Annotated in this window: 11 protein-coding genes; 6 read left to right on the plus strand and 5 right to left on the minus strand. The window is 69.1% G+C overall.

Annotated features, from left to right (window positions below; translation table 11 throughout):
* The first annotated feature begins 58 nt into the window (after nt 1–58).
* Genes FHY06_RS12850 through FHY06_RS12860 form a run of 3 tightly spaced genes read left to right on the plus strand, consistent with a single transcriptional unit; the run spans nt 59 to nt 3188 of the window.
* On the plus strand, nt 59–1684 hold the full coding sequence (locus FHY06_RS12850) for a DNA-3-methyladenine glycosylase 2 family protein (protein WP_184605376.1): 1626 nt from the start codon (nt 59–61) through the stop codon (nt 1682–1684).
* A 6-nt stretch (nt 1685–1690) separates the two neighbouring features.
* Entirely contained in the window at nt 1691–2188 is a 498-nt protein-coding gene (locus FHY06_RS12855; protein WP_126185516.1) for a methylated-DNA--[protein]-cysteine S-methyltransferase, read from the plus strand.
* 52 nt (nt 2189–2240) lie between these two features.
* Nucleotides 2241–3188: a DMT family transporter gene (locus tag FHY06_RS12860; protein ID WP_019654849.1), complete on the plus strand. Its 948-nt coding sequence runs from the start codon at nt 2241–2243 to the stop codon at nt 3186–3188.
* An 18-nt stretch (nt 3189–3206) separates the two neighbouring features.
* On the opposite strand, the gene FHY06_RS12865 is transcribed toward FHY06_RS12860, so the two are convergent.
* Nucleotides 3207–3869, minus strand: a complete 663-nt coding sequence (locus FHY06_RS12865) for a DUF1345 domain-containing protein (protein ID WP_019654848.1) — start codon at nt 3867–3869, stop codon at nt 3207–3209.
* A 251-nt stretch (nt 3870–4120) separates the two neighbouring features.
* On the opposite strand from FHY06_RS12865, the gene FHY06_RS12870 reads away from it, so the two are divergent.
* Both FHY06_RS12870 and FHY06_RS12875 read left to right on the plus strand, forming a co-directional pair.
* Nucleotides 4121–4948, plus strand: coding sequence for a hypothetical protein (locus tag FHY06_RS12870; RefSeq protein ID WP_051127585.1), 828 nt, complete (start codon nt 4121–4123; stop codon nt 4946–4948).
* A gap of 100 nt (nt 4949–5048) precedes the next feature.
* On the plus strand, nt 5049–6662 hold the full coding sequence (locus FHY06_RS12875) for a class I adenylate-forming enzyme family protein (protein WP_184605377.1): 1614 nt from the start codon (nt 5049–5051) through the stop codon (nt 6660–6662).
* Here FHY06_RS12875 and FHY06_RS12880 read toward each other — a convergent pair.
* From FHY06_RS12880 to FHY06_RS12890, 3 genes are read right to left on the minus strand one after another with little or no spacing between them, the layout of a single operon-like run.
* Nucleotides 6644–8197, minus strand: coding sequence for an acyl-CoA synthetase (locus FHY06_RS12880; RefSeq protein ID WP_184605378.1), 1554 nt, complete (start codon nt 8195–8197; stop codon nt 6644–6646). The two genes, FHY06_RS12875 and FHY06_RS12880, sit on opposite strands and share 19 nt — an antisense overlap.
* Before the next feature lie 4 nt (nt 8198–8201).
* A complete protein-coding gene (locus FHY06_RS12885) occupies nt 8202–9338 on the minus strand; it encodes a DUF5938 domain-containing protein (protein WP_184605379.1) in 1137 nt (378 codons plus the stop codon).
* Between the two features lie 33 nt (nt 9339–9371).
* On the minus strand, nt 9372–10175 hold the full coding sequence (locus FHY06_RS12890; protein WP_019654843.1) for an SDR family NAD(P)-dependent oxidoreductase: 804 nt from the start codon (nt 10173–10175) through the stop codon (nt 9372–9374).
* 240 nt (nt 10176–10415) lie between these two features.
* Between FHY06_RS12890 and FHY06_RS12895 the strand changes: the two genes are divergently transcribed.
* Nucleotides 10416–11051 carry a TetR/AcrR family transcriptional regulator gene (locus tag FHY06_RS12895; protein WP_311733685.1) on the plus strand — a complete coding sequence of 212 codons (636 nt, stop codon included), beginning with the start codon at nt 10416–10418 and terminating at the stop codon, nt 11049–11051.
* 13 nt (nt 11052–11064) lie between these two features.
* On the opposite strand, the gene FHY06_RS12900 is transcribed toward FHY06_RS12895, so the two are convergent.
* Nucleotides 11065–12024, minus strand: a complete 960-nt coding sequence (locus FHY06_RS12900; protein WP_184605381.1) for a LysR substrate-binding domain-containing protein — start codon at nt 12022–12024, stop codon at nt 11065–11067.
* Between the last annotated feature and the right edge of the window lies 1 nt (nt 12025).

The raw sequence follows: 12025 nt of genomic DNA on the forward strand, positions 1-12025 counted from the left end.
GGTGGCCACATGTCCGGAAACGGCCAGTTGAAACGAGTCGAAACCGTATCATTTCCCCATGCCTGCCGACCACCACTCCACCGAAGCGCTCGAGAGCGACGCCTGCTACCTGGCGATGAAGACGCACGACGCGCGCTTCGACGGCTCCTTCTTCACCGCGGTGACCTCCACCGGCATCTACTGCCGCCCGGTCTGCCGGGTGAAGCTGCCGCGGCGCGAGAACTGCCGGTTCTTCCGCCATGCGGCACAGGCCGAGGCCGCGGGCTTCCGCCCCTGCCTGCGCTGCCGCCCCGAGCTGGCCCCTCGCGCTTCGGGCGCGGCGAGCTGGTCGACCGAAGATGCCTCGCGCATCCTTGCGCAGCAGGCCGCGCGGCTGATCGACGAGCCCGACGCCTGGTCCGAAGACGGCCCCGGCGCGGCCCAGATCGCGGCGCGCCTGGGGGTGAGCGACCGCCACCTGCGGCGCATCTTCGAATCGCAGTTCGGCGTCTCGCCCCTCCAGTACTTGCAGACGCGCCGCCTGCTGGCCGCCAAGCAGCTCATCGCCGACACGCGCCTGCCGATGACGCAGGTCGCGCTGGCCAGCGGCTTCGCCAGCGTGCGCCGCTTCAACGCGGCCTTCCTGGAGCACTACGGCCTGAATCCGAGCGCGCTGCGGCGCGCCGGCGGCGGCGCGGACAACGGCAGCGCAGGCGGCCATGGCAAGGCGATCGAGGTGCGCCTGGGCTTCCGACCGCCCTACGACGCCAACGCCATGCTGGGCTTCTTCGCACGGCGCGCGCTGCGCGGCGTGGAGATGGTCTCCACCGCCGACGGCAAGGAACCCGCCAAGGGCAGCATGCCCGACTACGTGAAGCTGACCCGCACGCTGCGCATCCAGCAGGGCGCGCAGGCCCACGCGGGGTGGCTGCAGCTGCGCTTCGACCTGCAACGCGAGCAGATGCTGCTGTCGGTCAGCGATTCGCTGGCCGCCGTGCTGCCCATCGTCATCAGCCGTGCCCGCGCCCTGTTCGACCTCGATGCGGAGCCGATGGCCATCAATGCGGCGCTGCACGCGGCCTTTCCGCACGGCGACGGGCTTCGAGTGCCCGGCGCGGTCGACGGCTTCGAGCTCGCGGTGCGCGCGGTGCTGGGCCAGCAGATCACGGTCGCCGCGGCGCGCACACTGGGCTCGCGGCTGGTCCAGGCCTTCGGCGAAACGCTGGCCACGCCGGTCGAGGGGCTGGACCGGCTCTTTCCCACGCCGGCGGCCATCGCGGCCGCGAGCGGCGACGAGCTGGGCCGGCTCGGCATCGTGCGGCAGCGGCAGACGGCGCTGCAGGCCGTCGCGCGCGAAGTGGCCTCCGGCAGGCTGGCGCTGCACGCCGGCGCCGACGTGCCCTCCACCATCGCCGCGCTGCAGGAGCTGCCCGGCATCGGCGCCTGGACTGCACAGTACATCGCGATGCGCGCGCTGCGCTGGCCCGACGCCTTTCCGGCCGGCGACGTCGCGCTGCAGAAGGCCCTGGGCGTGACCACCGCCCGCGCTGCCAGCGAAGCCTCGCAGGCGTGGCGGCCGTGGCGCAGCTACGCGGTGCTGCGGGCCTGGCACGCCCCGGCCCCGGCGTTGGCGGGCTCGCCCTCGCCACCTGCGGCCACCGAGTCCGGATCTCCCCTCATCACAACGGCAGGCGTCGCAGCCTGAAGCGTCATGAAGTTCAAGAGCAAAGTCATCTACACCTCGCACATCGACACGCCGCTGGGCGGCGTCACGATGGCGGCCACCGACAACGGCCTGGCCGGCGTCTGGTTCGACCAGCAGCGCCACTGGCCCGACACCAGCGGCTGGATCACCAGGGACGACCATCCCGCGCTGGTCGAGGCGGCCACGCAGCTGCGCGACTACTTCGACGGCAAGCGCGACAGCTTCGACATGAAGCTCGACCTCTCGCACGGCACCGCGTTCCAGCAGAGCGTGTGGCAGCAGCTGCTGGCCATTCCGGCCGGAGCCACCACGAGCTACGGCGCGCTCAGCATCAACGTGGGCAACCCGGCCGCGGTGCGCGCGGTGGGTGCTGCCGTGGGACGCAATCCGATCAGCGTGATCGTGCCCTGCCACCGCGTGCTGGGCTCCGACGGCTCGCTGACCGGTTACGCTGGCGGGCTCGAACGCAAGACCGCGTTGCTGCAGCTCGAAAAGGCGATCTGAGCCCGAACGAGCGAACGCGCGAGCGCACAGAAGAAAGAACGACCGAGGACGCATGACCACAACGAAGAACGACAACGTCGCCCCCGCCGCCAAGGCCCTCCCGCCCACCGCCTGGCTCATCGACCTGGTGCTGCTGGGGGCGCTGTGGGGCGCCTCCTTTCTCTTCATGCGCATCGGCGCCGCCGAGTTCGGCGCGTTGCCGACGGCCGCGGTGCGGGTGGCGATCGCCGCGCTGTTCCTGCTGCCGATCGCACTGCTGCGCGGGCAGGGGCCGTCGCTTGCGAAGCACTGGAAGGCCAGCATGCTGGTCGGCGTCTTCAACTCGGGCATGCCCTTCGCGCTCTTCTGCTTCGCGCTGCTGACCATCAACACCGGCCTCGCGGCAGTGCTCAACGCCACCACGCCGATGTTCGGCGCGCTGGTGGCCTGGGCCTGGTTCCGCGAGCGGCCGGCGAACTGGCGGCTGGTGGGGCTGGTGATCGGTTTCGCGGGCGTGGCGATGCTGGCGAGCCGCAACGCCGGCCTGCATTCCGGTGCCAGCGGCAATGCGGCGCTCTTCGCAGTGCTCGCCTGCCTCGCCGCCTGCCTGTGCTACGGCATCTCCGCCAGCGCCACGCGGGCCTGGCTGGGCGGCGTGCCCGCGCTCACTACGGCCACGGGCAGCCAGATCGGCGCCACCGCCTTCCTGGCCCTGCCCGCCTTCTGGCTCTGGCCCACGCAGATGCCCAGCCTGCGCGCATGGCTCGCGCTGCTGGCGCTGGGCATCGCCTGCACCGGGGTGGCCTACATCCTGTTCTTCCGCCTGATCGAGCGCGCCGGCCCGGCACGCGCGTTGACGGTGACCTTCCTGGTGCCGGTGTTCGCGCTGTTCTACGGCGCGGTGTTCCTGGGCGAGAGCATCACACAGTGGATGCTGGTGTGCGCGGTGGTGATCGTCTGCGGGGTGGCGCTGTCGACCGGCATCGTCAAGCCGGGCTGGCCGCGCAAGGCGCCAGCCTGAAGGCGCGTCGCGTGGCGCCTACACGGCGCCCGCGACCACGTTCACCGAAAGCGCCAGCACCAGCATGTTGAAGGCGAATGCCAGCATGCTGTGCAGCAGCGTGATGCGCCGCATCTCCTTAGAGGTCGCCTGCACGTCGGAGACCTGCGAGGTCATGCCGATCACGTAGGAGTAGTAGAGAAAGTCGAAGTAGTCGGGCGCGTCGTCCTTGCCCGGAAAGTCGAGGCCGCCGTCGGGCGTGCCGTCGCGCTGGTCGATGTAGTAGCGGTGCGCGTAGTGGAAGGCGTAGATCGTGTGCATCGTCAGCCACGAGCCCACGAGCGCCACCAGCCCGAGCGCGATGTGCGCCGCGCGCACCCAGCCGCTGAGGTCCTTCACCTGCTGCAGCAGCATGGCGATGGCCACCACGCTCATCGCCACGACCAGCAGCATCGACACCAGGATCAACACGTTCGGCTGGTCCAGCGACTGCGCGCGCTCGCGCGTGCGCCTGGCGTCGAAGGTGCAGGCCAGCCACCATGCGAGCAGCTGGTGCACCACCACGCCCGCGCACCAGGCGGCCAGGCCCCGCGCCATGCCGCTCATGGGCACCGGCAGGAGCGCAACGGCGACGGCCGCGCCCGCGGCGGCGCCATAGAAAAGACGTTGGGGACCGGTGGTGGTGGAGAGGTGTCGGCGCATGACGGCACTTTAGCGCCCGCCAAGGGGCGCAACGCGCCGTCGCGGCGTAGAGCTATTCCTACAACCACTGCGGCATTCCGCGCATCCGCGAAGTCCTTGTCGCCCTCTAACGTATCACCTGTTCAGGGAGCCTCGCCCTCAAGCACCGCACAACAGGACGCAGCCACCCGGCTCCGGTTCCGCCACGACGACGTGCCCGAGGGGTCCATCCAGTTCCAGTTTCGCCCATCCGTTTCTTCAAGGATTCTTCAATGCCGCTGCCTCGTCCCCGTCTTCTCCCGTCCGTCCGGCACCCCGTGCTGCTCGGCGCAGGGCTGCTCATTGCCGCCGCGCCTGCCTTCGCCGACCCCTCCCCTGCGCTCGATCGCTTCAGCTTCTCGGTGGGCGGCTTCAACGCCGACCCGAAGATCAGCGCATCCTTCGGCACGGCGTACGGCGCATTGCAGACGGGCGACATCAAGCCCGGCCGCGTCACCATGCCGCGCATCTCGGCCGACGTGCTGCTGGGCGACAGCCAGGGCATCTCCTTCGACTACTACCGCTACAAGCGCGACTACTCCGGCGGCGTCGCCAACACCACGTCGCTCGGGCCCTTCGGCACGCTCAACACCTTCGGCAATGCGGACCTGAGCACCAAGCTCGACTTCGCGAAGCTCTCGTACAAATGGTGGATCGGCTCGGGCAACACCGTGCTCGGCCTCGGCGCCGGCGCCGCCTACTACCGCGCGACGCTCGGCGCCAGCGCCCTGGCCTCCGTGAACGGCCAGATCGGCACCCTGAGCCAGAGTTCGAGCGACAACGCCGTGGCGCCGCTGCTGGAGATCGGCGTGCGCCACGCCATCACGCCCGACCTGCGCCTCTTCGCCGACGCCTCGGGCGTATGGAAGAACGGCGGCCGCTTCCACGGCAACATCTACAACGCTTCCGCGGGCGTGGAGTGGTTCCCGGTGAAGAACGTGGGCGTGGTGCTGGCCTATGGCGTGACGAACATCGACCTGACACGCAACAACGACTTCGCCGATACGCGCCTGAAGGTCAAGCTGCAGGGTCCCTCGGCCTTCCTCAAGGCGCGCTTCTAGGCGCCCGATCCGGCTGCGGGGTGGCAGCCAGTCTTCGCAAGACGCGGTGCGGCGCACGGCCTTAGGCTGCGCCCACCATCGAAGAACGGAGACGAAGAGCATGCCCGCAGCCGCCAACGGCCCTGTGCCGCCGCAGTTCCATTCGCGCATCTCGCGCATCGCGCTGGGCGACGTGATCCACCGCAGCGCACGCCGCTTCGGCGCACGCACGGCGCTCGTCGAAGGCGAGCACCGCGTCACCTACGGCGAACTCGACGCCGCCTCCAACCGCTTCGCGCACCATCTGCTGGGCCTGGGCCTGTCGGGCGGCGACCGCGTGGGGATGCTGTGCAACAACTCGATCCAGATGGTGGTCGCCATGCTGGGCATCCAGAAGGCCGGCCTCGTGTGGGTGCCTATCAACACCGCGCTGGCGGTGGATGCCATCGGCTACATCCTCGGCCATGCCGAGGTGCGCCATGTCGTGATCGACACCGCGCTGCACGCCCGGCCCGAGCTGCGTGAACTGCTGAGCACGAAAGGCGTGGCGCCCATCCTCTGCGTGCTCGACGGCGACACGCCGCCGAAAGGCTCGCCCACCGTGCTGCAGGCCATCGCGCAGGGCCCGGCGACCCTGCCCGACGTGCCCATCGACAGCACGCAGCTCGCGCTCATCATGTACACCAGCGGCACCACCGGCCGCCAGAAGGGCGTGATGCACTCGCACGCCTCGGTGCATTCGGTGCTGTTGAGCAACATGGTCGAATGGGGCAGCAGCCCCGAGCGCGCCGACGTGTGGAGCAGCGTGCTGCCGCTCTTCCACTGCGGCCAGCACACGGTGCTGATGTCGGCGCTGGCGGTGGGCGGCTCGCTCGTGGTGCTGCGCGGATTCGACCCCGGCGCGGTGCTCTCGGCCATCGAGCGGCACCGCATCACGGTGATGGTCGGCCTGCCGATGATGTACGGCGCACTGCTCGCGCATCCGCAGCGCGCCGCGCGCGACATCTCGAGCCTGCGGCTTTGCGTGTATGCGATGGCGCCGATGTCGCGCACGCTGCTGCTGCGCCTGCTCGACGAGTTCTGCCCGAACTTCGCGCTCGTCTCGGGCCAGACCGAGATGTACCCCGGCGCCACCATCTTCGAGGCGCACGAGCAGCGCAGGCGCTTCGGCTCCTACTGGGGCGTGGGCACGCTGGTGAACGAGGTCGCGGTGATGGGCGACGACGGCGAGTTGCTCGGCCCCGAGCAGGTCGGCGAGATCGTCTTCCGCGGCCCCAACGTGATGCTCGGCTACTACAACGACCCGGAGGCCACCGCGAACGCGCAGCGCTTCGGCTGGCACCACTCCGGCGACCTGGGCAAGCTCGACGCCGACGGCCAGCTGATCTTTCTCGACCGGCTCAAGGACATGGTCAAGTCTGGCGGCGAGAACGTGCCCTCGATCAAGGTCGAGGAGGTGCTGCTGCGGCACCCCGCCGTGCTCAACGCCGCGGTGGTGGGCCTGCCGCACGAGCGCTGGGGCGAGGCCATCACCGCCTTCGTCACGCGCAGGCCCGACGCACCGGCGGACTTCGACGAGGCCGCCCTCTCCGCCCACTGCAAGGAGCACCTGGGCGGCTTCGAGGTGCCGAAGAAGATCATCTTCCTGCCGGCGCTGCCGATGACCTCGACCGGCAAGATCCAGAAGTTCGAGCTGCGCCGGGCGCACCACGACCACTACGAGCGCGAGGGTTGATCCGCGCCCTGCAGCAGCGTCGCGCGCACTTCCTTCTTCAGCACCTTGCCCACCCTGGATCGCGGCAGGTCGAGCCACACCTCGATCTGCTTGGGCGCCTTCACGCTGCCGATGCGCGCCTTGACGAAGGCCTTGACGTCCTCCACGTCCACCTGCCGGCCTTCGTGCAGCTGCAGCACCGCCACCACGCGCTCGCCCCACTTCTCGTCGGGCAGTCCGACTACGGCGCTGTCCTGCACGTCGGGGTGCTGCAGCAGCGCCTGCTCGACCTCGGCCGAATAGACGTTGAAGCCGCCCGAGATGATCATGTCCTTGGCACGGTCGACGATGTAGAGAAAGCCATCGGCATCGAGGTAGCCGATGTCGCCCGTGTGGTGCCAGCCATGGCGAGAAGCCTCTTCGGTGGCGTCCGGGTTCTTGTAATAGCCGAGCATCACCAGCGAGCCGCGCACCACGATCTCGCCGCTCTCGCCCGTGGGCAGCAGCACGCCGTCGGCGTTCATCACGCCCACCTGCACGAGCGGCCCCGGCCTGCCAGCCGAAGACAGGCGGTGGCGAGCGATGGTGCCGTCGGCGTTGAAGTGCTCGCGCGGCGACATCATCGAGATCATCATCGGCGCCTCCGTCTGGCCGAAGAGCTGCGCCATGACGGGGCCGATCTTCTGCAGTGCCTCTTCGAGCCGCGCGGCCGACATGGGTGCGGCGCCGTACCAGAAGCACTGCAGCGAATCGAGCTTCGTGTGCGCGAGCTGCGGATGCTGCAGCAGCATGTAGATCAGCGTGGGCGGCAGGAATGTGTGGGTGACCCCATGCGCCTCGATGAGCCCAAGGAACTCGCCCAGGTCGGGCCTGGGCATGATCACGACCTGCCCGCCCAGCGCCATCACCGGCAGGCACAGCACGCCGGCGGCATGCGTGAGCGGCGCCAGCGCGAGGTAGACGGGTCGCCCCTCGAAGGGATAGCCCATCAGCGTCAGCGCCGACATCGCCTCGAGATTGCGCCCCGACAGCATCACGCCCTTGGGCTGGCCTGTGGTGCCGCCGGTGCCGGCGATCATCGCCAGGTCGTCGGGCGGCGCGATGTCGAAGGGCGAGTCGTCCAGGCCCTCGAGCCAGTCTTCCAGCGAGGGCGCGAAGGCCTGGCGCTGATCGAGGCACACCAGCGCCCGCAGCCCGGGCAGTTGCGGGCGCATCTGCTCGACCATGGCCGCATAGTTGCCGTGGAAGATCAGGCAGGCACAGTCGAAGGCATCGAGCACGTAGGCGTTCTCGCCCGCTTCGTTGCGCGGATTGATCGGGCACCACACGCAGCCCGCGCGCGAGATGCCGAACACGGTGGCGAAGGCCGTCGCGTCGTTGCTCGAAAGCACGGCCACCTTGTCGCCGGGGCGGATGCCGGCGCGTTGCAGGCCCCTCGCCACGCGCCAGCTGATGCGCTGCACCTGGGCATAGCTCAGGCTGCTGCCGCCCATGGTGAGGCACGGCGAATGGGCGCCGAGCTGGGCGCCCTTGTCGAGGTAGTCGACCAGGCGCATGAGATCAACCCATCCGGGTGATCACGGGCTCCTGCACCAGCCCGAAACCGCGCAGCGCACCCAGCAGCTCTCGGTGCCCGAAGGCCTGGCAGCCCGATGCGAAGCCGGAGCGCCGCGGCGGCTGCTGCAGCAGCGAGGCGGCCGCATAGGCCTGCAGCAGGCCGGTCTGCTTGTAGTTGCAGTTGCCGAAGATCACGCAGTGCACGCGGCCCAGCGGACCGGAGGCGTGCACCGAGTCGACCGACTTGTTGATGCGCGGGTTCTCGCGCGGCGGCATGGTGTTCATCACGCCCGACGCGGTCTGGGCCAGCGCGGCATAGCGGTCCTCGTCGTTCATGCCCTCTGTGGCCTTGAGCGCGGCGGCCACGATCTGCGGCACGCCCTGCATCAGCGCCTTGTTGAAGACGCCGCCCAGCACCTTCACGTTGGCCACGCGCGGATCGCGCTTGAACCACACCGGGTGCGAGGTACCGCCCCAGGGCAGCGCCAGCGCGGCCTCGTGCTGGCCGGGAATCGAGAGGTGGTACAGCCCCGCGTCCGGTTGCCACTCGACGTATTCGTTCTGCTCCAGGTAGTAGGCCTTCGAAGTGGCCGCATTCACCAGGATGGTCTGGGTGGACGCGATGGTCGGGCTGCCGCCCCAGAACACGGCGATGTCGAGCGTGTCGAGGCCGGGCGTCTCCAGGCACAGCTGCGCGGCGATCTCGCCGGTGGTGTACATGTGCGCGAGGCCCGGCGACAGCAGCAGGCCTGCGGCGGCGAACCTGGCGCCGTACTTCTGGTCGAGCGTGATGAGCCAGTCCTGCTCGCCGGTGGTGTCGGTGTAGTGGCAGCCCGCGGCCAGGCAGGCATCGACCACCTCATGGCCGAAGCGGGCGAAGGGCCCCACCGTATTCAGCACAACCGAGGCGCCGGTGAAGAGCTCGGTGAGCGCACCCACCGAATGCGCCACTTCCACCACCTCGTAGTTCGCGGTCTCGATGCCGGGCACGTTGGACTTCATCGCCGCTTCCACCTTCTGCGCGCTGCGGCCCGCGGCGACGAAGGGGATGTTGTACTCGCGCAGGTATTCGCACACCAGCCGGCCGGTGTAGCCGGAGGCGCCGTAGACGACGACGGGTTTCTTCTTGCTGCTGCTCATGCTGTGTCTCCTTGCTGTTGTTCGCCTGTGCGACTACATGCCCATGCCGCCGTCCACCGCGATGCCGGCGCCGGTGATGAACCGGGCCGCGTCGCAGCAGAGGAAGACCACCACGTCGGCCATGTCGCCGACTTCGCCCAGACGCCCCAGCGGCGTCTGGCCGACCACGTCGCCAACGGCGGCCTCCACGCTCGGTGCGAGGCCTGCGGCGACGATGTCGTGCGCGAGCTTCATGCCCATGTCGGTGGGCACGAGGCCCGGGTAGATGCAGTTGACCCGGACGCCGTAGCCCAGCTTGCCGGACTCCATCGCCGCGACGCGCGTGGCGCGGTCGACGGCTGACTTGGTCGCGGAGTAGCCGGCAATGGCGGGGAACGCGATGGTCGCCGCGACCGAGGCGATGTTGACCACCGCCCCGCCCTTGCCCGCGCTGCCGCCGGGACGCATCGCGCGGAAGGCGTGCTTCATGCCGAGCAGCGTGCCGGCCACGTTCACGTCGAGCATGCGGCGCAGGTCGTCGCCGTCGACGTCCACCACCAGCGAGGTGATCTCGATGCCGGCGTTGTTGACGAGGATGTCGAAGCCGCCGAGCTCCTTCACCGTGGTCTCGGTGGCCGAGGCCCAGTCGCCGTCCCTGGTGACGTCGAGCGGGACGAAGCCCACCTTCGCCCCCGATGCGGACAGCCTGGCGGCGGTTTCGCGCCCCAGGTCGGCGAGCACGTCGCCGATCATCACGGAAGCGCCGGCCGCGGCCAGCGCCTCGGCAATGCTCGCGCCAATGCCGCGCGCACCGCCCGTCACGAGCGCACGGCGCCCCTTCAAGTCGTACTTGGCCATCACTTGTCTCCTGTGGATATGTTGTGAGATGGAGCGGCCATGCTAGAAATCGACTTTACGACTGTCAAGATTTTTCTTGGCAACCGTCAAGTTTTTCTAGAATGGCATCCGTGGCGTGCCGGATGCGGGTTCTCCCGCTTGCGTGCTATGGTTTGCAATCACGAGGAACACGGGGCTGGCATTCATGCGGCCCGGCTTTCAATGACGACACATCAACGGGTAAAGAAACACGCTGAACGGGTGCCCAAGGCGCGGGTCGACAAGTTCTCCGAGCGCCGCGCCGAACTGGGCGAAGCCGCACTGACCACGCTCGCGGCACTGGGTTATGCGCGCACCAGCCTGCGCGAGATCGCGCAGAACTCCGAGTTCTCGCATGGCGTGCTGCACTACTACTTCAGCGACAAGGTCGACCTGATCATCTGCAGCGTGAAGCAGTACAAGGCACGCTGCGTCACGCGCTACGACCACGCGGTGGAAAGCGCCACCACCTACGACGAGCTGATGGAAGGCTTCCTCAAGAGCCTGGGCGACACGCTGTGCGACGAAGGCCACGTGCACCGCCTCTGGTATGACCTGCGCTCGCAGGCGCTGTTCGAGGAGGCCTTCCGCAACGACGTCGTGCAGATCGACAGGAGCCTGGAAGAAATGATCTGGCGCATCATGAGCCGCTTCGCCGAGCTCTCGGGCGAGCAGCCCGGCATGTCGCCCTCGGCCACCTATGCGCTGTTCGACGGGCTCTTCCAGCAGTCGCTGCTCAAGCACATGTCGGGAGATGCGAAGGCCGTTGAGAACATGAAGGCCGACGTGCGCGAAGCCATCGGCCGCCTCTTCACGCCCCCAGCGAAGGCCGCGGCGCCCCGCAAGCGCGGCGCCTGAAGCGCGAAGCGGCTCAGCTCGCCTTCCTCGCCGGCGCGAGCGCACGCGCGCCGGCCCACTGGCCGCTCTCGCACAGGACGCGCACCACGTCCGCGATCAGCGTGCACACCGCGCGCTTGGCATTGGTGACGGGCAGGTGCACGGAAACGCACAGCCCCAGCGTGCGGTGCATCGACGGCCAGTCGATGCGGTGCGCGACGAGCCGCCCCTCCTGCACTTCGCGCTGTGCAAGGCCGAACGGCATGATGGTCGGCCCCAGCCCCGCCTCCACCGCCGCCTTCAGCGTGTAGACCGAATTGATCTCCGCCGCCACCCGTGCCGCGGAGTGTCCCGCCTGCTCCAGCACCGCATCGACCAGCCAGCGCGTGCAGTGGCCGTGCGCATGGGCAGGCCACACCAGCGGGCGCGCGATGGCCTGCTCGATGCTCACGTCGCCGGTCGGCAGCGCGTGCGGGCTCTGCGGGGCATCGAGGAACACGAAGTCCTCCTCCACCAGCGGGGTGAACTGGATGTCCTCCGCCGCCATCGCGGGCGAGAACATCGCCACGTCGACGCGCCCGCGCAGCAGCTGGTCGGCCATGTTGCCGGTGAGCTCCTCGTTCAGGTGCAGCACCACGTCGGGATAGCGGCGTGCCGCCGCACGCATGAGCGGCAGCGCGACCATCGGCGACACGCTCTGCGGCAGCGCCGCGACCACCGACCCCGCCACCGACTCGGCCGCCACATGCACCGCGGCCCTGGCGTCGCGCACCTGCTTGGTGATGCCCTGCGCGTATTCGTAGAAGACCTTGCCGGCTTCCGTCATCGCAACGCCGTTGCGGCTTCGCAGCAGCAGTTGGGTGCCGAGCTCGCCTTCCAGTTCGGCCATCTGCTTGCTCAGGGCCGACTGCGCGATGAAGAGCTGCTGCGCGGCGCGCGACAGGCTGCCGCAATCCACGATGGCAACGAAGTACTTGAACTGGCGCAACTCCATC

Origin of the sequence: Variovorax atrisoli (genome assembly GCF_014195185.1) — a bacterium.
In the GTDB taxonomy this organism is placed as follows: Bacteria; Pseudomonadota; Gammaproteobacteria; order Burkholderiales; family Burkholderiaceae_C; genus Variovorax; species Variovorax atrisoli.